The organism is Streptomyces sp. NBC_01571 (genome assembly GCF_026339875.1).
GTDB lineage: Bacteria > Actinomycetota > Actinomycetes > Streptomycetales > Streptomycetaceae > Streptomyces.
In genome coordinates this window covers 4359740-4382819 of the sequence record NZ_JAPEPZ010000001.1, presented here as the reverse complement: position 1 = coordinate 4382819, position 23080 = coordinate 4359740, and the positions used below count along the sequence as shown (strand labels likewise).

Genomic DNA, 23080 nt, shown 5'->3' with positions numbered 1-23080 from the left:
ATATCCGAATGCCGTGCTGCGGGTTTCTGAATCACCCGCCCGCCATGGGATGTAGATCTTGCCCATGGGGGAGGAGGAGGTGAAAGTCACCGAGTCCGAGGTTCCGGGGCTCACCGGGATCTGGTGCAAAAGGGAGATGCTCCGCCTGTGGAGCGGGGCTATCCGGGAACGGAGTTCTGCGTGGACATCGTCGTCAAGGGCCGCAAGACCGAGGTGCCCGAGCGGTTCCGCAAGCACGTGGCCGAGAAGCTGAAGCTGGAGAAGATCCAGAAGCTCGATGGCAAGGTGATCAGCCTCGACGTCGAGGTGTCCAAGGAGCCCAACCCCCGGCAGGCCGACCGTTGTGACCGAGTGGAGATCACGCTCCGCTCCCGCGGTCCGGTGATCCGGGCGGAGGCAGCGGCGAGCGACCCGTATGCAGCACTCGACCTGGCGGCGGACAAGCTCGAAGCCCGGCTGCGCAAGCAGCACGACAAGCGCTACACCCGCCGTGGCAACGGCCGGCTCTCGGCCGCCGAGGTCGCCGACCACGTCCCTGGTGCCGCGACACTGAACGGGAACGGGAGTGTTGTCCACGAGGACGAGCCCGACAGCGTGCCGACCAAGAAGATCGGCTCCCTCGAGGTCATGGGAGAAGGACCCCTCGTCGTCCGGGAGAAGACCCACGTGGCCGCCGCGATGACGCTCAACCAGGCGCTCTACGAGATGGAGCTGGTCGGGCACGACTTCTATCTGTTCGTCGACTCCGAGACCAAGGAGCCGAGTGTCGTCTATCGGCGGCACGCGTACGACTACGGCGTCATCCACCTCAATACGGACCCGATGGTCACCGAGGCCGGATCGGCCGCGCCGGGCGGTGCGCTCGGCGGCTAGATCCGCCCCGATGACGACTGAGCCGGTGCCCCTGGTGCGCGCGTGCGCCCCCAGGGGCACCGGTGTGCGACCACTTCGCGACCCGCTCTGTCACCCCACTGTCGTCCGGGCATGAAATCATGGCCGCACCGGCCCCAACCGGGGGGCCGTTGCCTTGGGTTGGCGATGGCACAGGAACACAGGCCACGGCCTTCAGGGGGAGGAACGATGGCGGACAGCTTCGGACCGATGCGTGTCGAGGATGCCGACGGCGGGGTCGTCGGCGCGAGCCCGGACGCGGGCGCCTCGCGCAAGGAGCCCATCCGTGTCCTCGTCGTGGACGACCACGCCCTCTTCCGCCGCGGTCTGGAGATCGTGCTCGCGGCCGAGGAGGACATCCAGGTCGTCGGCGAGGCGGGTGACGGGGCGGAGGCGGTCGACAAGGCGGCCGACCTGCTCCCGGACATCGTGCTGATGGACGTACGCATGCCGAAACGGGGCGGCATCGAGGCATGCACCTCCATCAAGGAGGTGGCCCCCAGTGCGAAGATCATCATGCTGACGATCAGCGACGAGGAGGCCGACCTCTACGACGCGATCAAGGCCGGTGCGACCGGATATCTCCTCAAGGAGATCTCCACGGACGAGGTGGCCACGGCCATTCGCGCGGTGGCGGACGGCCAGTCGCAGATCAGCCCCTCGATGGCGTCGAAACTGCTCACCGAGTTCAAGTCGATGATCCAGCGGACCGACGAGCGCCGGCTGGTGCCCGCGCCGCGGCTCACCGATCGCGAACTGGAAGTTCTCAAGCTCGTCGCGACCGGCATGAACAACCGGGACATCGCCAAGGAGTTGTTCATCTCCGAGAACACGGTGAAGAACCACGTGCGCAACATCCTGGAGAAGCTCCAGCTGCACTCCAGGATGGAAGCGGTGGTGTACGCGATGCGGGAGAAGATCCTCGAGATCCGCTAGCCGCCGCGCACCGCGCCATGCTGCGGGTGGTGCGCGGCGTGGTGCACGGGGTGGTGAGAGGCCGGTCCGCTGTCGTCACCCGAGGGCGCGCGTCAGCTCCCTCGTCAGCGGGTCGCGCAGCTCGGGCGCGTCCACCCGCTCCACGCGCACGCTCGTGCAGTCCACCCAGCTCGCGGCCTCCACCAGGGCCTGGGCCACGGCGGGCACCGCCTTGGCGCCGTCCAGGGTGACCTGTTTGGCGACCAGGGTGCGCCCCTCCCGGGCGGGATCCACCCGGCCGACCAGCCGGCCGCCGGCGAGGACCGGCATCGCGAAATAGCCGTAGACCCGCTTCGGCTTGGGCGTGTACGCCTCCAGGCGGTGGGTGAAGCCGAAGATGCGCTCCGTCCGGGCCCGCTCCCAGACGAGTGAGTCGAACGGGGACAGCAGCGTCGTACGGTGACGGCCGCGCGGCGTTGTCTCCAGGGCGGCCGGATCGGCCCATGCCGGCTTGCCCCAGCCCTCCACGGCCACCGGGACCAGCCCCGAGTCCGCGATCACCGCGTCGACCTGCTCGCCCCTGAGACGGTGGTAGTCGGCGATGTCCGCGCGGGTGCCGACGCCCAGGGACTGGCCCGCGAGGCGGACCAGGCGGCGCAGGCACTCCGCGTCGTCCAGCTGGTCATGGAGCAGGGCGTCGGGGACGGCGCGCTCCGCGAGGTCGTACACCCGCTTCCAGCCGCGGCGCTCGGTGCACACCACCTCGCCGTACATCAGCGCGCGCTCCACGGCGACCTTCGTGCCCGACCAGTCCCACCACTCGCTGGTCTTCTTCGCGCCGCCCAAGTCCGTGGCCGTGAGGGGGCCTTCGGTGCGGAGCTGCTTGATGACCTGGTCGTAGGTGCCGTCCGGCAGGGCGTGGTTCCAGTGCGGGCGGGCGCGGTAGGCGCGGCGGCGGAAGGCGAAGTGGGGCCACTCCTCGATGGGGAGGATGCAGGCCGCGTGGGACCAGTACTCGAAGGCGTGAGGGGCGCCGCCGGTCCCCGGTGTCCAGTACGCCTCGTCCACCGTGCTGCGGCCCACCGCGCCCAGCCGGGCGTACGGGATGAGTTCGTGGGAGCGGGCGAGGACGGAGATCGTGTCGAGCTGGACCGCGCCCAGGTGCCGCAGGACTCCGCGGACGCCGGACCTGCGGTCCGGGGCGCCCAGGAAACCCTGGGCGCGGAGGGCGATGCGGCGGGCCTCGTCGGCGGAGAGGTCGGTGGCGGGACCCGGGAAACTCGTCATGCCCGCACGATAGGCGGTGGCACTGACAGTGGGGGCCGGGCCCGTGGTCCGGGCGCCGGGGAGCCCGCCGCCGACGCGCCCGGGCGGTGGCCGGGACACACGGACGGGCCGGCGTCGCGCGGGCTGTCCCCGTTTCAGGTGTTCGGCGCGCCGGAGGGACCCGGCAGGTACGGCGCCGTCGAGGGCAGGCCCAGGTCCGAGGGGAGCAGGGAGCCGATCCAGCAGTCGCGGCGTACGCCCTTGTTGTTGATGGCGGAGCGGAGCGTGCCCTCCACGGTGAAGCCGGCCCGTTCGGCCACCGCGCGGGAGCCCTGGTTGCCGACTTCGGCGCGCCATTCGACGCGGTCGACGGCGAGGCTGGTGAACGCCCAGCGGGAGGCGGCGACGGTGGCTTCGGTGAGGTAGCCGTTGCCGCGGTGCTCCTTCGTGGCCCAGAAGCCGACCTCGCCGACGCCCAGGGACCGCATGGTGATGCCGAGCATGCCCACCAGTTCCCCGGAAGGGAGGAAGACGCCGAAGGTGAACATGGAGCCGTCCGCCCAGCCGTCGGGCACCATCTGGTCCGTGAACCCCGCCGCGTGCTCGCGGAGGTACGGCGACGGGATCGTGGTCCAGCGCTGGATGTCGGGATCCTGGGCCGCGTCGAACACGGCGTCGGTGTCGTGCGAGCCCACGGTGCGCAGGAGCAGACGGTCGGTGGTGAGCGTGACGGGGTCCATCGGGCCGATTCTGCTCGGGCTGCCGTAAGGGCGCCATTCCTTTGCCGTGGGTGATGCTTCGGTTACGTTTCGCAGCGTGGACGCGGCACCTTACGCAACCCCTGTCCGTTGTCCTAGTGGCTGTCGTGGGCAGACCTCCCGGTGCGGTGGGGTCCTCGCTTACGATGGCCGTTGCTCAAGCTGCTCTTGACACCGTCATTGAAACCGACCGTCCCAGGCCCGACCGGCAAGGAGACAAACCCCCGTGTCCGTCCTCTCGAAGATCATGCGTGCAGGCGAAGGCAAGATCCTGCGCAAGCTGCACCGCATCGCGGACCAGGTCAACTCCATCGAAGAGGACTTCGTCGACCTCTCCGACGCCGAGCTGCGGGCCCTCACCGATGAGTACAAGCAGCGGTACGCCGACGGCGAAAGCCTCGACGACCTGCTGCCCGAGGCGTTCGCCACGGTCCGCGAGGCCGCCAAGCGCGTCCTCGGCCAACGTCACTACGACGTGCAGATGATGGGTGGCGCCGCGCTCCACCTCGGTTACGTCGCGGAGATGAAGACCGGTGAGGGCAAGACCCTGGTCGGCACGCTGCCCGCGTATCTGAACGCCCTCTCCGGAGACGGCGTCCACCTCATCACGGTCAACGACTACCTGGCCGAGCGCGACTCCGAAATGATGGGCCGCGTCCACAAGTTCCTGGGCCTGAGCGTCGGCTGCATCCTGGCCAACATGACGCCGGCCCAGCGCCGCGAGCAGTACGCGTGCGACATCACCTACGGCACGAACAACGAGTTCGGCTTCGACTACCTGCGCGACAACATGGCGTGGGCCCAGGACGAACTCGTCCAGCGCGGTCACAACTTCGCGATCGTCGACGAGGTCGACTCCATCCTCGTCGACGAGGCCCGTACGCCGCTGATCATCTCCGGCCCGGCCGACCAGGCCACCAAGTGGTACGGCGACTTCGCCAAGCTGGTCACCCGCCTGAAGAAGGGCGAGGCCGGCAACCCGCTCAAGGGCATCGAGGAGACCGGCGACTACGAGGTCGACGAGAAGAAGCGCACCGTCGCCATCCACGAGCCCGGCGTGGCCAAGGTCGAGGACTGGCTGGGTATCGACAACCTGTACGAGTCGGTGAACACCCCGCTCGTCGGTTACCTGAACAACGCCATCAAGGCCAAGGAACTCTTCAAGAAGGACAAGGACTACGTCGTCATCGACGGCGAAGTCATGATCGTCGACGAGCACACCGGCCGTATCCTCGCCGGCCGCCGCTACAACGAGGGCATGCACCAGGCGATCGAGGCGAAGGAAGGGGTGGACATCAAGGACGAGAACCAGACCCTCGCCACGATCACCCTGCAGAACTTCTTCCGCCTCTACAGCAAGCTCTCCGGCATGACCGGTACGGCGATGACCGAGGCCGCCGAGTTCCACCAGATCTACAAGCTCGGTGTCGTCCCGATCCCGACCAACAAGCCCATGGTCCGCAAGGACCAGTCGGACCTGATCTACCGCACCGAGGTGGCCAAGTTCGACGCGGTGGTCGACGACATCGCGGAGAAGCACGAGAAGGGCCAGCCGATCCTCGTCGGTACGACGTCGGTCGAGAAGTCCGAGTACCTCTCGCAGCAGCTCTCCAAGCGCGGCATCCAGCACGAGGTGCTGAACGCCAAGCAGCACGACCGCGAGGCCACGATCGTCGCCCAGGCGGGCCGCCGGGGCGCCGTGACCGTCGCCACGAACATGGCCGGCCGAGGCACCGACATCAAGCTCGGTGGCAACCCCGAGGACCTCGCCGAGGCCGAGCTGCGTCAGCGCGGCCTCGACCCCGAGGAGCACATCGAGGAGTGGGCCGCCGCCCTGCCCGCCGCCCTGGAGAAGGCCGAACAGGCCGTCAGGGCGGAGAACGAGGAGGTCAAGGACCTCGGCGGCCTCTACGTACTGGGCACCGAGCGCCACGAGTCCCGGCGCATCGACAACCAGCTGCGCGGCCGCTCCGGCCGCCAGGGCGACCCGGGCGAGTCCCGCTTCTACCTCTCCCTCGGTGACGACCTGATGCGCCTCTTCAAGGCCCAGATGGTCGAGCGCGTGATGTCGATGGCGAACGTGCCGGACGACGTGCCGATCGAGAACAAGATGGTCACGCGCGCGATCGCGTCCGCCCAGTCGCAGGTCGAGCAGCAGAACTTCGAGACCCGCAAGAACGTCCTGAAGTACGACGAGGTGCTCAACCGCCAGCGCGAGGTCATCTACGGCGAGCGCCGCCGTGTCCTGGAGGGCGAGGACCTGCAGGAGCAGATCCAGCACTTCATGGACGACACGATCGACGCGTACATCGCGGCCGAGACCGCCGAGGGCTTCGCCGAGGAGTGGGACCTCGACCGTCTGTGGGGCGCCTTCAGGCAGCTCTACCCGGTGAAGGCCACCGTGGACGAGCTGGAGGAGGCGGCCGGTGACCGCGCCGGTCTGACCGCCGAGTTCATCTCCGAGTCCATCAAGGACGACATCCACGAGCAGTACGCGGCGCGCGAGGAGCAGCTCGGCTCCGAGATCATGCGCGAGCTGGAGCGTCGGGTCGTGCTCTCCGTGCTGGACCGCAAGTGGCGTGAGCACCTCTACGAGATGGACTACCTCCAGGAGGGCATCGGTCTGCGCGCCATGGCGCAGAAGGACCCGCTGGTCGAGTACCAGCGCGAGGGCTTCGACATGTTCGGCGCCATGATGGACGGCATCAAGGAGGAGTCCGTCGGCTACCTGTTCAACCTGGAGGTCCAGGTCGAGCAGCAGGTCGAGGAGGTCCCGGTCGAGGACGCCGCGCCGTCGCTGGAGAAGGAGGACGTCGTCCCCGCGGGTGCGCGTCCCGAGATCCGCGCCAAGGGGCTCGACGCTCCGCAGCGTCCCGACCGGCTGCACTTCTCCGCGCCCACCGTGGACGGTGAGGGCGGCGTGGTCGAGGGCGACTTCGCCAACGACGACGAGCCGGTGCGCTCCGAGGCGGACGGCCTCACGCGCGCCGAGCGCCGCAAGCAGCAGAAGAGCATCGGCCGCCGCCGCAAGAAGTGACGGCCGCGCCCGGAAGGGCCGAGCGGTCCGTGAGGGCTGACCGGTCCGGCGGGGCCACGCCGTGACGGGCTGATGGGTCGAAGGGCCGGACACCTCGGGTGTCCGGCCCTTCGTGGTGTTCAGCCGTCGTCGGCGGCGAGGGGCATGCGGGGGCCGCCCAGTTCCACCGCCGTGCACCGCCAGCGGAGGTCGGGGCCCTGCTCCAGGCGGAAGGCCATCGCACGGATCCGGTCGCCCGCGCCGATGCGGGCGAAGGCCTCGATCGCGCCGGGGCGGGGGACGTAGTAGCCGATGTCGCGGACGACCGGCCGGCTGCCGCGGGTGCGCAGCCGGCCGCGTTCGGCGAGCCAGGCGAGCTCGTCGTAGGCGCGGCCCGCGGTGTGGCGCAGCATGCAGTGGACGGGGCGCTGACCGCTCAGCACGGCGAGCAGGCGGTCGGCGAAGAGGTCGGTGGGCCGGGGCTGCGGAGCGGGGCCCTGCCGGGTTCCGGCCGCGTAGGGGGACGGGACCGGTGTCGTCCGCGGGGAGGACGGCGGCGGGCTGCCCGCGGGGGCCGTGCGCGGAGCGCCGCCGCCCGGCGCGCGGGGCGGGGTGGTGCCCGGGCGGCGGGTGTCCTGACGGCCGGGAGGGCGGGTGCCCGGGCGGCGCTGCGTCCTGGTCATCACCTTGTTCATACGTCGTCCCCGTTCGCTGCGGCCCGGTCGGTACCGGGCGGTAACTTTCGTGTTGGAGATCTTGTACGAGGCGGGAGCGGGGGCCCGCAAGGATGTCCGGCGCATGTCGCGGTGGCCGTGGGATTCACCTATCAGGGTGGTCGGCGGGTGCGGGACCCTTGGCGCGAAAGGGGCGTACCGGGTGAATCGCGGGCCGGGTGTGGACGCCGGGGGCAGTGGGGGCCGGGACCCGAAAGAGGACGCCCGCACGTATCCTGAAGGCCCTCCCGGGAGGTGCGGGACAGCCCTCCAAGGAGCTCCCCGGCCACCCTGGAGCTCCCGACTACGAAAGCGGCCAGCCATGCGCGTCTACGTCCCCCTGACCCTCTCCGGTCTCGCCGAGGCGTACAAGACGGGGGAACTGGGAGCGGGACCGTTCGTGGCGTACGCCGTCACGCCCGCCCTGCGCGAGTGGTATCTCTCCGACGACATCGAGGAGCTCGAGTACGCGGCGCTGAACCGGGCCGCGCTGGCCTCGCTCCGGTTGCTCGCGGGGGAGCGGGACACCGCGCGGCGCCGGGTGGTCGTCGCCGTCGACGTCCCCGACCGCGCGGCGGTCGCGGATCCCGACCGGGGGCTCGATCCGGTGGCGCTCGGTGAGGTGCGGGTGTCCGGGGCGGTGGCCCTGGCCAAGGCGGCCGCGGTGCACGTCGACGCCGACGACGCCGAGGAGGACGTGGCAGCCGCTGTGCGGGCGCTCGGGGCGGCCGACCACGGGGACGACGACGCGCAGTTCGTCGTGGACGGGGCCGAGGACCACGAGCTGCTGTGGTTCGCGACGCAGGAGATCCCCAACCTGGTGGGACTCGGGGACTGAGGCGTCGTCCGTCCCGTTCCCGCCGCCCGTCCCGAAGCCGCCGCGCGTACGGACGCGCCGCGCACAGGTGTCCGGTCCGACGCGGCACGACGATGTCGGCGGGGCCGGGTACGTTCTTGGTATGGGGAAGCACGGAACAGCAGCGCACATCGTGTGGGACTGGAACGGGACTCTGTTCCACGACAACACCGCGATCATCGGGGCGACGAACGCGGCGTTCGCCGAACTGGGATTGGAACCGATCACGCTGGAGCGGTACCGGGCGTTGTACTGCGTTCCGGTGCCGAAGTTCTACGAGCGGCTGATGGGGAGGCTGCCGACGGACGCCGAGTGGGAGATCATGGACGAGACCTTCCATCGGTACTACACGCAGCACCGCACGGCCTGCGAGCTGACCGAGGGGGCGGCGACACTGCTCGCCGGGTGGCGGTCGGCGGGGCACAGCCAGTCACTGCTGAGCATGTACGTCCACGACGAGCTGGTCCCGTTGGTCAGAGGCTTCGGGATCGAGCCGCACTTCGTACGGGTGGAGGGGCGGACAGGACCGTCCGGCGGAAGCAAGGCGGAGCACATGGTGCGGCACATCGGCGCGCTCGCCGGGGTGGACCCGCGGCGCACGGTCGTGATCGGGGACGCCGCCGACGACGCGGTCGCCGCGCTGCACGTGGGGGCCCGGGCCGTGCTCTACACCGGCGGATCGCACGGCCGCGCCAGCCTCGAAGTGGTGGGAGTGCCCGTGGTGGACAGCCTGGCCGAGGCGGTCCAGGAGGCCGAGCGGCTGGCGGCCTGACCTGGCAGCGACGCCGGGCGGCCGGTACGCCGGGAAGAGAGGACCCGTACGGGCCTCGCGCCCGGCCCGCAAGGGCCTCGAGCCCGCCGCGTACGGGCCCCACGGCCGTCTCGTACGGCGCTCTGCGCCCCACCCGTACGGCCCGCGCGCCGTCTGCTCACCGGCGCCTGCTCACCGCCGTCAGCTCACCGGCGCCTTCGCGCGCAGTACCGTGAGGAACTCGCGCATCCAGCTGGAGTGGTCCGGCCAGGCGCGCGCCGAGACGAGCGTGCCGTCGACCACCGTCTCCGTGTCCTGGAAGGTCGCGCCGGCGGTCTGCATGTCCGGCTCCAGTGCCGGATACGCCGTGACACGGCGCCCCCGCAGGGCGTCGACGGAGGCCGTGAGGAGTGGCCCGTGGCAGATCTGGGCCACGGGCTTGTCCGCCTCGAAGAAGGACCTGAGGATCTTGCGGAGTTCGGGGTCGCCCCGCAGATACTCGGGGGCTCGGCCGCCCGGGATCACCAGGGCGACGTACTGGCCGGGATCTACCTCGCTGAAGGCGAGATCGGCGGGCCAGGTGTAGCCGGCCTTCTCGGTGTACGTGTCGAAGCCGGGTTCGAAGTCGTGGATCACGAAACGGAGCTTCTTGCGGCTGGGGGCCGCGATGTGGACCTCGTAGCCCTCCTCGCGCAGGCGCTGGTAGGGGTACAGGACCTCCAGTGACTCCGCCGCGTCACCGGTGACGATCAGGATCTTCGCTGCCATGTCGCTCCGCTCTGTGAAGCCGTGGGTGCGTCTTCGTCAGCCGTCCTGGGCAACGTGCCTCCGCGGGCGGGGTCTGCCAAGGGGGCGTGCAGGTGTTTCGGACACGGAGCGGCGGCTCGCCGGGGCACCGCGGGGCGTGTGGCGGCTCGCGGGGCACTCATGGCCGGGTCGTCCGGTCGCGCGTTCCCCGCGCCTCTCCAGGGGGCTCGCGAGCCGTGCCGACCGCCCGTACGGGGCCCGCGTCGGCAGCCCCCGTGGCCCGCACTGCACGTTACCGTCCCTTTCGTCCCTGTGCAGACTGTCAAAGTTCGACCCCCGGTTTTGTACACATACGGCTCATGACGAGTCCGGGGTGAGGAGCGATAGCCTGGTGGCGTGATCAGCGCGATATCTCGCGGGGGCGCCGTCGCCCCTGCCCCGCGCCCGGAGACCACGGACGACATCCGTGACCGGGCGTCAGTCGCTGACCTTCGCGGGCGGGACGGAGCGGCAAGCGCACTCCGTATGCCGATGACACCCCGTGGACGGACGTCGCCGAGAGCAGCGTCACAGTCTCCAGGGATGCCGAACATGGCCGATATCCCCCCGCTCATCTCTCCATGCGGCATAGCGTCGGACCAGACCGGACACCCCGCGTCACGGCGTCACGTCGGAGAAGAGACCGTACTTCCTTCTACGTCACGCAATGGCGCGCGACAGGAGCCAGAGGACAATGCAGACCAAGCTGGACGAAGCAAAGGCCGAGCTGCTCGAACGGGCCGCCCGGGTAGCTGAGAACAGTCCGGTCGGGGGGCACCTACCGACCGTGAAGACGGGCGGGGGCACCCCGGACCGGGAGACCGTGCTCGCGTTCCTCCAGCGCTACTACCTGCACACCGCCCCGGAGGACCTGACCGACCGCGACCCGGTCGACGTCTTCGGAGCCGCCTTCTCGCACTACCGCCTGGCCGAGAACCGCCCCCAGGGCACGGCCAGCGTCCGCGTGCACACGCCCACCGTCGAGGAGAACGGCTGGACCTGCAGCCACTCCGTCGTCGAGGTCGTGACCGACGACATGCCCTTCCTCGTCGACTCGGTCACCAACGAGCTGTCCCGGCAGGGGCGCGGCATCCACCTCGTCATCCACCCGCAGGTCGTCGTCCGGCGTGACGTGACCGGCGAGCTCATCGAGGTGCTGCCCGGCCGGCCTGTCGCCGACGAGCTGTCGCACGACGCGCACATCGAGTCCTGGATCCACGTCGAGATCGACCGCGAGACCGACCGGGCCGACCTGAAGCAGATCACCGCCGATCTGCTGCGTGTCCTGTCCGACGTCCGCGAGGCCGTCGAGGACTGGGAGAAGATGCGCGACGCCTCGCTGCGCATCGCCGAGGAACTGCCGGCCGAGCCGACCGCCGGGGACCTGCGCGACCGGGAGGTCGAAGAGGCCCGTGAGCTGCTGCGCTGGCTCTCGGACGACCACTTCACCTTCCTCGGGTACCGGGAATACGAGCTGCGCGACGACGATGTGCTGGCGGCCGTGCCCGGGACCGGGCTCGGCATCCTGCGCTCCGACCCGCAGCACGCCGGCGACGACAGCCACCCCGTCAGCCCCTCCTTCGAGCGGCTGCCCGCCGACGCCCGCGCCAAGGCCCGTGAGCACAAGCTCCTGGTGCTCACCAAGGCCAACAGCCGCGCCACCGTGCACCGGCCGTCCTACCTCGACTACATCGGCGTGAAGAAGTTCGACGCCGACGGCAACGTCGTCGGCGAGCGGCGCTTCCTCGGCCTGTTCTCCTCGGCCGCCTACACCGAGTCCGTACGGCGCGTTCCCGTCGTCCGCCGCAAGGTCGAGGAGGTCCTCAGGGGCGCGGGCTTCTCGCCCAACAGCCATGACGGCCGCGACCTGCTGCAGATCCTGGAGACGTACCCCCGCGACGAGCTCTTCCAGACGCCCCCCGACGAGCTGCGCTCCATCGTCACCTCCGTGCTCTACCTCCAGGAGCGGCGGCGGCTGCGGCTCTACCTGCGCCAGGACGAGTACGGGCGCTACTACTCGGCGCTCGTCTACCTCCCGCGCGACCGCTACACCACCGGCGTACGCCTGCGGATCATCGACATCCTCAAGGAGGAACTCGGCGGCAGCAGCGTCGACTTCACGGCCTGGAACACCGAGTCGATCCTCTCCCGGCTGCACTTCGTGGTCCGGGTCCCGCAGGGCACCGAGCTGGCGCAGCTCAGCGACGCCGACAAGGACAGGCTCGAGGTGCGGCTCGTCGAGGCCGCCCGTTCCTGGGCCGACGGTTTCGCCGAGGCGCTGAACGCCGAGTGCGGTGAGGAGCGCGCGGCCGAGCTGCTCCGCCGCTACGGCGGTGCCTTCCCCGAGGGCTACAAGGCCGACCACACCCCGCGGGCCGCCGTCGCCGACCTGGTCCACCTGGAGAAGCTCACCGACGACGACACCAAGGACTTCGCGCTCAGCCTGTACGAGCCGGTGGGCGCCGGTCCCGGCGAGCGCCGCTTCAAGATCTACCGCACCGGCGAGCAGGTCTCCCTCTCCGCGGTCCTGCCTGCCCTCAACCGCCTCGGCGTCGAGGTCACCGACGAGCGCCCCTACGAACTGCGCTGCTCGGACCGTACGACGGCGTGGATCTACGACTTCGGGCTGCGTCTGCCCAAGTTCCTGAACGGCAACGGCGACTACCTCGGTGACGACGGCCGCGAGCGCTTCCAGGAGGCCTTCGCCGCCACCTGGATCGGCGAGGCCGAGAACGACGGCTTCAACGCCCTCGTGCTGAGCGCCGGGCTGACCTGGCGGCAGGCGATGGTGCTGCGCGCGTACGCCAAGTACCTGCGCCAGGCCGGGTCGACCTTCAGCCAGGACTACATGGAGGACACCCTCCGCAACAACGTCCACACCACCCGGCTGCTCGTCTCGCTCTTCGAGGCGCGGATGGCACCGGAGCGCCAGCACGCCGGTGTCGAGCTGACGGACGCCCTGATGGAGGAGCTGGACGCCGCCCTGGACCAGGTCGCCTCGCTCGACGAGGACCGGATCCTGCGGTCCTTCCTCACGGTCATCAAGGCGACGCTGCGCACCAACTTCTTCCAGCAGGCGCTGGGCGGCAAGCCGCACGAGTACGTCTCCATGAAGTTCGACCCGCAGGCCATCCCGGACCTGCCGGCGCCGCGCCCCGCGTACGAGATCTGGGTGTACTCGCCGAAGGTGGAGGGTGTGCACCTGCGGTTCGGCAAGGTGGCCCGCGGAGGCCTGCGCTGGTCCGACCGGCGGGAGGACTTCCGGACGGAGATCCTCGGGCTCGTCAAGGCGCAGATGGTGAAGAACACCGTCATCGTGCCGGTCGGCGCCAAGGGCGGCTTCGTCGCCAAGCAGCTGCCCGACCCGTCCGTGGACCGTGACGCATGGCTCGCGGAGGGCATCCGCAGCTACCGGACCTTCATCTCCGCGCTGCTCGACATCACCGACAACATGGTCGCCGGTGAGATCGTGCCCCCGGCGGACGTGGTCCGGCACGACGAGGACGACACCTATCTGGTGGTCGCCGCCGACAAGGGCACCGCCACCTTCTCCGACATCGCCAACGAGGTCGCCGAGAGCTACGACTTCTGGCTCGGGGACGCCTTCGCCTCCGGCGGTTCGGCCGGTTACGACCACAAGAAGATGGGCATCACCGCCCGCGGTGCGTGGGAGTCCGTCGAACGGCACTTCCGCGAGCTGGGCGTGAACACCCAGACCGAGGACTTCACCGTCGTCGGTGTCGGTGACATGTCCGGTGACGTGTTCGGCAACGGCATGCTGCTCAGCGAGCACATCAGGCTGGTCGCGGCCTTCGACCACCGGCACATCTTCCTCGACCCGACCCCGGTCGCGGAGACCTCGTACGCCGAGCGCCGCCGCCTCTTCGAGCTGCCGCGCTCCTCGTGGGCCGACTACGACACCGAGCTGATCTCCGCCGGCGGCGGCGTCTTCCCGCGGACCGCCAAGGCGATCCCGGTCAACTCCCACGTCCGCGAGGCCCTCGGCATCGAGTCCGGGATCGTGAAGATGACCCCGGCCGACCTGATGAAGGCGATCCTCCAGGCGCCGGTCGACCTGCTGTGGAACGGCGGCATCGGCACCTACGTCAAGGCGTCCACCGAGTCGCACGCGGACGTCGGCGACAAGGCCAACGACGCGATCCGGGTCGACGGCGCCGACCTCCGCGTCAAGGTCGTCGGCGAGGGCGGCAACCTGGGCCTGACGCAGCTCGGCCGGATCGAGTTCGCGCAGCACGGCGGCAAGGTGAACACGGACGCCATCGACAACAGCGCGGGCGTGGACACCTCCGACCACGAGGTGAACATCAAGATCCTGCTCAACGCCGTGGTGGCCAACGGGGATCTGACCGTCAAGCAGCGCAACAAGCTGCTCGCCCAGATGACCGACGAGGTCGGCCGTCTGGTGCTGCGCAACAACTACGCGCAGAACGTGGCGATCTCCAACGCGCTCGCCCAGTCCGGGAGCATGCTCCACGCCCAGCAGCGCTTCCTGCGCCACCTGGTCAGGGAGGGCCACCTCGACCGGGCCCTGGAGTTCCTGCCCAGCGACCGGCAGATCCGCGAGCGGATCAACTCCGGGCAGGGCCTGACCGGTCCGGAGACGGCCGTCCTCCTCGCCTACACGAAGATCACGGTCTCCGACGAACTGCTCGCCACCTCGCTGCCCGACGACCCGTATCTGCAGAGCCTGCTGTTCGCGTACTTCCCGACGGCGCTGCGGGAGAAGTTCCGCGAGCAGATCGAGGGACACGCGCTGAGCCGCGAGATCGTGACGACCGTCCTGGTCAACGACACGGTCAACACGGGCGGTACGAGCTTCCTGCACCGTCTGCGCGAGGAGACGGGCGCCTCCCTCGAGGAGATCGTCCGGGCGCAGACCGCGGCCCGCACGATCTTCGAGTCGAGCACGGTGTGGGACGCGGTGGAGGCGCTCGACAATGTCGTCGCCGCCGATGTCCAGACGCGGATCCGGCTGCACTCCCGCCGGCTCGTCGAGCGCGGTACGCGCTGGCTGCTCAACAACCGGCCGCAGCCGCTCCAGCTCGCCGAGAACATCTCGTTCTTCCGTGAGGGGGTCGCGCAGGTCTGGGGCGAGCTGCCCAAGCTGCTGCGCGGCGCGGACCTGGAGTGGTACCAGCGGATCTTCGACGAGCTGTCCGGTGCGGGCGTGCCGGAGGAGCTGGCCACCCGGGTGGCCGGGTTCTCCTCGGCCTTCCCGACGCTGGACATCGTCGCGGTGGCCGACCGCATGGGCAAGAACCCGATGGCCGTCGCCGAGGTGTACTACGACCTCGCCGACCGCCTGAGCATCACCCAGCTCATGGACCGCATCATCGAGCTTCCGCGTGCCGACCGCTGGCAGTCCATGGCCCGCGCCTCGATCCGCGAGGACCTGTACGCGGCCCACGCCCTGCTCACCGCCGACGTCCTCGCCGTCGGCAACGGCACCTCGACCCCCGAGCAGCGCTTCAAGGCCTGGGAGGAGAAGAACGCGGCGATCCTGGGCCGCGCCCGCACCACTCTGGAGGAGATCCAGGGCTCCGACTCGTTCGACCTCGCCAACCTGTCGGTGGCGATGCGCACGATGCGGACCCTGCTGCGGACGCACTCGTAGTCCGTACGATCCCGACACTCCTGGGGGCGTCCCCGGCCGACGAGGCCGGGGGCGCCCCCGTCTTTCTTGCCGATCTCTCATGGACCTCACGGAAGAACCGGACTTGGCTTTTACCTATTGCTGATAAAAGGGACAATTGTGACCGTGAATCTCTCCGAGGGGTGGGCCCGTATCGGGCGCCGGGCCCCCGCGCCCGCCCAGCCCTCGCCCACCGGTCCCCGCGGGCCCTTCGCGCGGACCCGTCGCATCGCTCTCGAAGTGGTCAAGTTCGGCGCCGTCGGCGGCAGCGGTGTCGCGGTCAACTTCCTGGTCTTCAATCTCCTTCTGCACGGCCTGAAGTGGGCCCCGATGGTCGCCACGGTCATCGCCAGCTGTGTCGCCATGGGCACCAACTACCTCGGCTTCCGCTTCTTCGCCTATCGCGACCGGGCCTCGCGCACCCGGCGGCAGATCTTCCTGTTCTTCGTCTTCAGCGGCATCGGCGTCGTCATGGAGAGCGCGCTCTTCTACGTCGCCTACCACGGCCTGGGCATGAGCGGTCCGCTCGGCTCCAACCTGGCCAAGGCGCTGTCGATCGTGCTGGCCTCGGCCTTCCGGTTCCTGGTGTACCGGACATGGGTGTTCGAGCAGACGAAACGCGACCGCCAAGAGCTTGCCCACGACCCGCAGCTGCCCGGGTGACGCACGGATGGAGCAGTCACCTGTGTAATTTCATAGGAAATGTCTACCCTTGACAGGGTGAAAGTGGATCAGCGCTGCGCGCCCGACGCATCCGGGACCGGGCCCACCGGAACCGGAGCCGTACCCGCCGTGTCCGTGGTCGTGATCGTCTACAACGACGAGAACAGGCTGCCCACGGCCGTGCACTCCGTACTCGACCAGACGCTGCGGAGCGTCGAGGTCGTCATCGTGGACGACCGGAGCACCGATGGCTCGTACCCGGCGGCGCAGCGGCTGGCCGCCGCCCACCCGGACCGGGTCCGCGTCTTCCGGCTGCCCGAGAACAGCGGCGGTTGCGGGGCCCCGCGCAACCACGGCATCCAGCAGGCCCGCGGCGACTACGTCCTCTTCCTCGACAGTGACGACGTCCTGGAGCGCAACGCCTGCCGCAACATGCTGGAGGCAGCCGAGAACACCGGCGCCGACCTCGTCTCCGGGCTGTGCGTACGGGTGCACGTCGACTCGCGCACGCGCAAGGAGGTCAAGTGGTACCCCTGGCTGTACGAGCGCACCCGCACCCTGGAGTCCGTCTCCGAACTGCCCGACCTGCTGGTCTTCGACACCCTGTCGACCAACAAGTGCTACCGCAGACGGTTCCTGCTGGACGAGGGACTGGAGTTCCCGGTCGGCATCCACTACGAGGACCTGCTCTTCTCCGCCCAGGCGTACGTGGCCGCCCGCCGGATCACCCTCATCCCCAACCGGGTCTACGACTGGCGGATCGTGGACCGGCCGGGGATGACGGCGGCGAGGTCCATCAGCAACCGGCGTGACGAGATCGCCAACTTCGCGCACCGCATGGAGATCCACCGCCGGGTGGACCGGCTGCTCGCCCAGCACGGCCTGCTGGAGCTGAAGTTCGCCAAGGACGTCAAGTGGCTCAAGCACGACCTGGTCCTGCACCTGCGTGAGCTGCCGTTCCGGGACGCGGCGTACCGGCGGGAATTCGCCGCGATCGCCCGTGCGTACCTGGAGTCGATCGACCGCGCCGCCTTCGACGAGACCGAGCCGATCCAGGCGATCTGCGCCTACCTCCTCCACGAGAGCGACTGGGACAACCTGCTGCCCGCCGTGGACACACTCATCAACCGCGACAAGATCTCCTCGCCGCTCGTCGAGCGCGCCGGACGCGTGTACTGGTGCGCCCGGCACATCGAGGACGACACCTTCGGCCGGCACGTCCTGGACGTCACCGAACTGGGCTACCACACCAAGCCGGTCGAGAAGATGTTCCTGCGCAACGCGCTGACCCTCTACGAGGAGCACGCCGGCACCGTGCGGCTGGCCGGCCGCATCACCAACCCGCTCGGTGTGATCCCGCCCGGCGCCCGGCTCTCCGCCCAGCTGGAGTTCTACGCCCGCCGCAAGGGGGTGCGCTTCCAGACCTTCCGTTTCCCCGTGGCTGAGGTGCGGCACGAGGGCGAAGCCATCGCCTGGGAGGCCTTGGCGAATCTCACCAGGGGTCTGCGGCCCATCGGCATCGTGGACGCCGTGTGGGACGTACGCGTCCACCTCGACGTCGACGGTGCCCGGACCACGACCCGGCTCACCGCCGCCGAAGCCGGACCGCCCGCCGGCCGGCTGCCGGTGCGGCCCCGTCTCACCCGGCTGGTGGCCGACCGGATGGAGCCCGAGGTCTCCGCGCGCGGACACCTCTCCTTCCGGCTGGTCCCGGGCAAGAAGGCCGACGAGCTGGTGCGACGCGGGATGCGCGGAACGACCGCACGGCGCGTCAAGTCCGGCTACCGCAAGGTCAGGGCACGGCGCAGGGACCTCGCCTCAGGACGCTCCAAACTCCGCCTCTACCACGAGGTGTTCAGCCGTCTCCCGCACAGGAAGGGCCTCGTCGTCTTCGAGAGCCACCTGGGCCGGCAGTACAGCGACAGCCCCAAGGCCATCTACGAGGAGATGCGCAGGCAGGGGCTGGAGTTCGAGGCCGTGTGGGCGTACGCGGGCAGCCCCGTCGGCTTCCCGGCCGACGCCACACTGGTGCGCCGCTGGTCGCTCCCGTACCTCAAGGCGCTCGCACAGGCCGAGTTCTGGGTCGACAACCAGAGCTACCCGCTGAAGCTCACCAAACGGCCGGGGACCACGTATCTGCAGACCTGGCACGGCTCCGCGCTCAAGCGCATGGGCTTCGACGAACCGGGGTGGAAGGTCAGGTCCCGCGCCGCGCAGGCCGCACAGCAGCGCACCCTCGACCGCTTCGACCGGTTCCTGATCCGCTCCGAACACGATGTACGCACTCTCGCCCGGGCGTTCAGGCTCCCGGAGCGGACCCTGCTGCGGGTGGGCTACCCCCGCAACGACGCGCTGGTACGGGCCAGGAAGCGCGCGGAGGCGTCCGGCGGCCGACGCGAACCGGTGCTCCTGGCGGCCGAGTTGGGCATTCCGTCCGACAAGGAGGTGCTGCTCTACGCGCCCACCTTCCGGCAGTACGGGCGCAAGCGGAAGCGGTTCGAGCTGCCCTTCGACGTGGAGCGCTTCGCCGACGCCTTCGACGACCGGTACGTCCTGCTCGTCCGCTCGCACTACCTCAACCACGTCGTGCTCCCGCCGTCCGTGCGCGGCCGCGTCATCGACGTCACGGACCACCACGACGTGACCCCCCTGCTGACCCTCGCCGACGGCCTGATCACCGACTACTCGTCGGTGATGTTCGACTACTCCCTCCTCGACCGCCCGATGTTCTTCTTCACGTACGACTACGAGGAGTACGTGCACGAGGACCGCGGTACCTACTTCGACCTGCTCGAACGGGCCCCCGGACCGGTCGTCCGCACCGAGGACGAGCTCCACGCAGTCCTCGGGTCGCTGGAGGACCAGAGGGTGAAGTACGCGGCCCAGCGCGAGCGGTTCGCCGCCGACTTCAGCGAGTTCGACCGGGGGAACGCCGCGCAGAGCGTCGTCGACCAGTTCTTCGCCCACTGGAGGCGCACATGACCGCGGACCCCCGGCGGGACATCTTCTTCGTCTCCAACAGCGTCGACGAGCTGGGCGGGGTGACCAGCTGGTCGCACCAGATGGCCCGGCTGTTCACCGAACGCGGCCACCGTGTGAAGGTCATCGGCATCACCGATCCCGAGGTCCCCCAGGAGCTCGGTGAACTCCCGTACCCCACCTTCACGTTGTACGACGTCCACCCGCCGCGCGTCGGCCCCGCGCGCGGCATCAGGGGGCGGCTCGACGTGGCCGAGCGCAGGCGGCGTGCCGAACGGGCGGCGGGGATGCGCGAGCAGGCCGCCAAGCTGAGCGTGCTGTTCCGGTCCGCGCGCCCCGGGGCCGTGGTGATCGTCACCCAGGTGTGGGCGATGGAGTGGGTGAAACTGGCCGACACCACCGGTCTGACCGTCATCGGCATGAGCCACGAGTCCTTCGCCTACTCACGGGTGACCTCGCGCTTCGGGCGGGTGCGGCGGCACTACCGGGACGTCGACCGGATGCTGACGCTCACCCGTGAGGACGCCGACCTGTGGATCAGGCAGGGCCTCGACAACGCGTCCTTCATGCCGAACCCGATCCCGTTCATGCCCGAGGTGCCCTCGCCCCGGACCGCGAAGGTGGTGGTCAGCGTCGGCCGGCTGACCGACCAGAAGGGCATCGACATGCTCCTCGACACCTGGGCCGAGGTCGCGCCGCGCCACCCCGACTGGCGCCTGCGGATCTACGGCTCCGGGGAGGACGAGGAGCTCCTCAGGAAGCAGTGCACGGCCCTGGGTCTCGACGACTCGGTGGAGTGGATGGGCGCGACCACGGACGTGCCGGGCGCACTGCGGGGCGGCTCCGTCTTCGTGCTGTCCTCGCGCGGCGAGGGCTTCCCGCTCGCCGTCATGGAGGCCATGGCGGCGGCCCTCCCGTGCGCCGCCTTCGACTGCGCGCCCGGCGTCCACGAGATCGTCCGCGACGGCGAGGACGGTCTCCTCGCCACCCGCGGCAACACCGGGGAACTCGCCCGCCGCCTCGACGCGCTGATGTCCGACAAGCGGCTGCGCGACCGAATGGGCGAGGCGGCCCGCGTCAACATCCAGCGCTACTCGACGGACGAGATCGTGCGCAGGTGGGAGGAGCTGTTCGCGTTCCTGGAGCGCTAGCGGTGGAGCGCCGAGGCCCGGGCCTGCGCGGCCCGGGCCTCGGTGTGCTTCCCCTACTTCCCCGTGAACTTCTCGTACTCCTTGAGGACCTCTTCGGTCGGCCCGTCCAGTCGCAGCTCACCGCGCTCCAGCCAGAGCACGCGGTCGCAGGTGTCGCGGATCGACTTGTTGTTGTGACTGACCAGGAAGACGGTGCCCGCACTCTTGCGCAGCTCGCGGATCCGCTGCTCCGAGCGCTTCTGGAAGGAACGGTCGCCGGTGGCCAGCGCCTCGTCGATCATCAGTACGTCGTGGTCCTTGGCGGCCGCGATGGAGAAGCGCAGGCGCGCCGCCATGCCGGAGGAGTAGGTCCGCATGGGCAGGGTGATGAAGTCGCCCTTCTCGTTGATGCCCGAGAAGTCGACGATCTCCTGGTAGCGCTCCTTGATCTGCTCGCGGGACATGCCCATCGCCAGCCCGCCGAGGTAGACGTTCCGCTCGCCCGTCAGGTCGCTCATCAGCGCCGCGTTCACGCCGAGCAGGGAGGGCTGGCCGTCGGTGTAGATCCTGCCGTTCTCCACCGGGAGGAGGCCGGCGACCGCCTTCAGCAGGGTCGACTTGCCCGAGCCGTTGGTGCCGATCAGGCCGATGGCCTCACCGCGGTAGGCGGTGAAGGAGACGTTCTTGACGGCGTGCACCTTGCGCACGCCCGCGGCCTTCTCGGACTGCTTGCGGCGCAGCATGCGGTTGAGCGCGGCGGTGGCAGAGCCGCGCCCCGCGCCGGTGCCGTTGACCCGGTAGACGATGTCGACCCCGTCGGCGACGACGGTGGGGATGAGAGTCGCCGCGGAGACCGCGTCCTGCGGCAGGCCGGATTCCTTGGTCAGGGTGTCAGCCACGTCCGTACGTCTCCTCGGCCTTCCAGAAGTAGATGAAGCCGCCTGCCCCGGCGACCACGGCCCAGCCGATCGCCACCGCCCACACGTGCGGCGGCAGTTGGTGGGCGTGGAAGCTGTCGATCAGCGAATAGCGCATCAGGTCGATGTAGACGGCGGCCGGGTTGCTCTCCAGCGCGACCATCACCCAGCGCGGCAGATCGTCCTTGCTGAGCACCTTGTCGATGCTCCACATGACGCCGGAGACGTACATCCAGGTACGCAGCACGAACGGCATGAGCTGCGCGATGTCCGGGGTCTTGGCGCCCATCCGCGCCATCACCATCGCGACGCCCGCGTTGAAGGTGAACTGCAGCACCAGGACGGGCAGGGCGAGCAGCCACGACGCGCTCACCGGAACGCCGAAGCAGAGCAGGATGACGATCAGCGCGACCATCGAGAACAGCAGCTGCTGGAGCTGCTGGAGGGCGAAGGAGACCGGCAGCGCGGCCCGCGGGAAGTGCAGGGCCCGCACCAGGCCGAGGTTCCCGGAGATGGCCCGGGTGCCCGCCATGATCGAGCTCTGGGTGAAGGTCCAGATGAAGACGCCGGTGACCAGGAACGGGATGTAGTCCGGCACACCCTTCTTGGAGCCGAGCAGCACACCGAAGATGAAGTAGTAGACCGCCGCGTTCAGGAGCGGGTTCATCACCTGCCAGACCTGGCCGAGCTTCGCCTGGCTGTACTGGGCGGTGAGCTTGGCGGTGGCGAAGGCGGTGATGAAGTGGCGCCGCGCCCACAGCTGACGGACGTACTCGCGCAGGGTCGGACGCGCGCCGCTGACGCTGAGGCCGTACCGGGCGGCGAGCGCCGCGGGATCGTCGGCCGGGGGGACCGGCGTCGGGGGCGGTGTGTGGAGGACCTGGCTCACATCCGCTGCTTTCGCTCAGGGGGTGGGATGCGCGGTCCCGTCCTTGACGTTTTTCCCACTGCGTCTTTGCCAGCAGCTTACGTCGGGACGGGACCGTATCGTCGCAACGGGAGCGTAGAGCTTCGGAGCGTCGGAACGCAACCGTTTCGTCGCTACGGCCTATGCTGGTCGGCATGACGACGAACGCCGACACCACGAGTGCCGCCGCGAGTGCGGAGAGTGCTGCCGGGAAGGCCCCGCGTCGTAGGGCTCCCGCCGGTGCGGCCGTGCTGCGGGAGGACGTGACCGAGGCGATCCGGGCCGCCGTCTTCGAGGAACTCGCGGCCGTCGGCTTCGCCCGGATGTCCATCGAGGGGATCGCGCGTCGCGCGGGCGTCGGAAAGACGGCGGTGTACCGGCGCTGGCGCTCCAAGCTGCACCTGGTCCTCGACCTCGTCTCCGCCATAGCGGTGCAGGGGCTGCCCGCCCCGGACACGGGTTCCCTGGAGGGCGACCTGCGTCTGCTGTACGAGGTCACCTCGCGGGCGCTGCGGCACCCCGTCGCCGGCCAGATCATCCCGGACCTCCAGGCCGAGGCGGCGCGCAACCCCGACATCGCGGAGGCCCTGCAGAAGGCGCTGCGGGAGGGCCAGCAGGGAGTGGCGAGCGGGATCGTGGCGGCGGCGGCCGCGCGGGGCGAGCTGGACGAGGGGATCGACCTGGAACTCGCGCTCGACCTCATGTCGGGGCCGCTGTACTGGCGCGCGGTCGTGGTCCGCGGCCCCAAGCTGCCGAAGGGGTACCTGGCGAGCCTGGCCCGGTCCACGGCGGCGGCGCTGCGGGCGTTGTAGCGGGCCCGGACCGCGACGCGGTGGGGATGCGCGCGGCCTCGGTGGTGCCGACGCGCACCGTCCGCGC

General features: G+C 69.8%; 16 protein-coding genes. 10 read left to right on the top strand and 6 right to left on the bottom strand.

Annotated elements, in window-relative coordinates; all coding sequences use genetic code 11:
* Positions 1-180: 180 nt before the first annotated feature.
* Together hpf and OHB41_RS19595 are read left to right on the top strand one after the other, a co-directional pair.
* Complete coding sequence (gene hpf, locus OHB41_RS19600) at positions 181-873, top strand: ribosome hibernation-promoting factor, HPF/YfiA family (protein WP_451290316.1); 693 nt, start codon at positions 181-183, stop codon at positions 871-873.
* A gap of 207 nt (positions 874-1080) precedes the next feature.
* Positions 1081-1827, top strand: a complete 747-nt coding sequence (locus OHB41_RS19595) for a response regulator (protein ID WP_266699521.1) — start codon at positions 1081-1083, stop codon at positions 1825-1827.
* 75 nt (positions 1828-1902) lie between these two features.
* Here OHB41_RS19595 and OHB41_RS19590 read toward each other — a convergent pair whose 3' ends face one another.
* Positions 1903-3093, bottom strand: coding sequence for a winged helix-turn-helix domain-containing protein (locus OHB41_RS19590; protein WP_266699520.1), 1191 nt, complete (start codon positions 3091-3093; stop codon positions 1903-1905).
* Between the two features lie 134 nt (positions 3094-3227).
* Positions 3228-3812, bottom strand: a complete 585-nt coding sequence (locus tag OHB41_RS19585; protein WP_266699519.1) for a GNAT family N-acetyltransferase — start codon at positions 3810-3812, stop codon at positions 3228-3230.
* 244 nt (positions 3813-4056) lie between these two features.
* Here OHB41_RS19585 and secA point away from each other — a divergent pair, with 244 nt between their 5' ends.
* Complete coding sequence (gene secA / locus OHB41_RS19580) at positions 4057-6867, top strand: preprotein translocase subunit SecA (protein ID WP_266699518.1); 2811 nt, start codon at positions 4057-4059, stop codon at positions 6865-6867.
* Between the two features lie 119 nt (positions 6868-6986).
* Here the strand turns inward: secA and OHB41_RS19575 are convergent, their stop codons facing one another.
* On the bottom strand, positions 6987-7541 hold the full coding sequence (locus tag OHB41_RS19575) for an Rv3235 family protein (protein WP_266699517.1): 555 nt from the start codon (positions 7539-7541) through the stop codon (positions 6987-6989).
* Between the two features lie 340 nt (positions 7542-7881).
* On the opposite strand from OHB41_RS19575, the gene OHB41_RS19570 reads away from it, so the two are divergent.
* Both OHB41_RS19570 and OHB41_RS19565 read left to right on the top strand, forming a co-directional pair.
* Entirely contained in the window at positions 7882-8397 is a 516-nt protein-coding gene (locus OHB41_RS19570; protein ID WP_266699516.1) for a DUF6912 family protein, read from the top strand.
* A 121-nt stretch (positions 8398-8518) separates the two neighbouring features.
* Entirely contained in the window at positions 8519-9187 is a 669-nt protein-coding gene (locus OHB41_RS19565) for an HAD family hydrolase (RefSeq protein WP_266699515.1), read from the top strand.
* A 180-nt stretch (positions 9188-9367) separates the two neighbouring features.
* On the opposite strand, the gene OHB41_RS19560 is transcribed toward OHB41_RS19565, so the two are convergent.
* Positions 9368-9934 carry a DJ-1/PfpI family protein gene (locus tag OHB41_RS19560; protein WP_266699514.1) on the bottom strand — a complete coding sequence of 189 codons (567 nt, stop codon included), beginning with the start codon at positions 9932-9934 and terminating at the stop codon, positions 9368-9370.
* A gap of 712 nt (positions 9935-10646) precedes the next feature.
* On the opposite strand from OHB41_RS19560, the gene OHB41_RS19555 reads away from it, so the two are divergent.
* The 4 genes from OHB41_RS19555 (at position 10647) to OHB41_RS19540 (ending at position 20398) form a co-directional block, all read left to right on the top strand.
* Positions 10647-15587, top strand: coding sequence for an NAD-glutamate dehydrogenase (locus OHB41_RS19555; protein ID WP_266699513.1), 4941 nt, complete (start codon positions 10647-10649; stop codon positions 15585-15587).
* Positions 15588-15731: 144 nt separating this feature from the next.
* Positions 15732-16268 (top strand): GtrA family protein, encoded by a 537-nt coding sequence (locus OHB41_RS19550; RefSeq protein WP_266699512.1) that lies wholly within the window; start codon positions 15732-15734, stop codon positions 16266-16268.
* 63 nt (positions 16269-16331) lie between these two features.
* Positions 16332-19250 carry a bifunctional glycosyltransferase/CDP-glycerol:glycerophosphate glycerophosphotransferase gene (locus OHB41_RS19545; protein ID WP_266705997.1) on the top strand — a complete coding sequence of 973 codons (2919 nt, stop codon included), beginning with the start codon at positions 16332-16334 and terminating at the stop codon, positions 19248-19250.
* Positions 19247-20398, top strand: a complete 1152-nt coding sequence (locus OHB41_RS19540) for a glycosyltransferase (protein WP_266699511.1) — start codon at positions 19247-19249, stop codon at positions 20396-20398. The genes OHB41_RS19545 and OHB41_RS19540 overlap by 4 nt, the downstream gene beginning before the upstream one ends.
* A gap of 53 nt (positions 20399-20451) precedes the next feature.
* Here OHB41_RS19540 and OHB41_RS19535 read toward each other — a convergent pair whose 3' ends face one another.
* Positions 20452-21264 (bottom strand): ABC transporter ATP-binding protein, encoded by an 813-nt coding sequence (locus OHB41_RS19535; protein WP_266705995.1) that lies wholly within the window; start codon positions 21262-21264, stop codon positions 20452-20454.
* A gap of 4 nt (positions 21265-21268) precedes the next feature.
* A complete protein-coding gene (locus OHB41_RS19530) occupies positions 21269-22183 on the bottom strand; it encodes an ABC transporter permease (RefSeq protein ID WP_266699510.1) in 915 nt (304 codons plus the stop codon).
* 173 nt (positions 22184-22356) lie between these two features.
* Between OHB41_RS19530 and OHB41_RS19525 the strand changes: the two genes are divergently transcribed.
* Complete coding sequence (locus OHB41_RS19525; RefSeq protein WP_526024940.1) at positions 22357-23013, top strand: TetR/AcrR family transcriptional regulator; 657 nt, start codon at positions 22357-22359, stop codon at positions 23011-23013.
* The last annotated feature ends 67 nt before the right edge of the window (positions 23014-23080 follow it).

Bases quoted from the DNA above. Each gene is read 5' to 3' on its own strand.
- OHB41_RS19595 (WP_266699521.1), top strand. From the start codon at position 1,081: ATGGCGGACAGCTTCGGACCGATGCGTGTCGAGGATGCCGACGGCGGG.
- OHB41_RS19590 (WP_266699520.1), bottom strand. From the start codon at position 3,093: ATGACGAGTTTCCCGGGTCCCGCCACCGACCTCTCCGCCGACGAGGCC.
- OHB41_RS19585 (WP_266699519.1), bottom strand. From the start codon at position 3,812: ATGGACCCCGTCACGCTCACCACCGACCGTCTGCTCCTGCGCACCGTG.
- OHB41_RS19575 (WP_266699517.1), bottom strand. From the start codon at position 7,541: ATGAACAAGGTGATGACCAGGACGCAGCGCCGCCCGGGCACCCGCCCT.
- OHB41_RS19570 (WP_266699516.1), top strand. From the start codon at position 7,882: ATGCGCGTCTACGTCCCCCTGACCCTCTCCGGTCTCGCCGAGGCGTAC.
- OHB41_RS19565 (WP_266699515.1), top strand. From the start codon at position 8,519: ATGGGGAAGCACGGAACAGCAGCGCACATCGTGTGGGACTGGAACGGG.
- OHB41_RS19560 (WP_266699514.1), bottom strand. From the start codon at position 9,934: ATGGCAGCGAAGATCCTGATCGTCACCGGTGACGCGGCGGAGTCACTG.
- OHB41_RS19555 (WP_266699513.1), top strand. From the start codon at position 10,647: ATGCAGACCAAGCTGGACGAAGCAAAGGCCGAGCTGCTCGAACGGGCC.
- OHB41_RS19540 (WP_266699511.1), top strand. From the start codon at position 19,247: ATGACCGCGGACCCCCGGCGGGACATCTTCTTCGTCTCCAACAGCGTC.
- OHB41_RS19525 (WP_526024940.1), top strand. From the start codon at position 22,357: ATGACGACGAACGCCGACACCACGAGTGCCGCCGCGAGTGCGGAGAGT.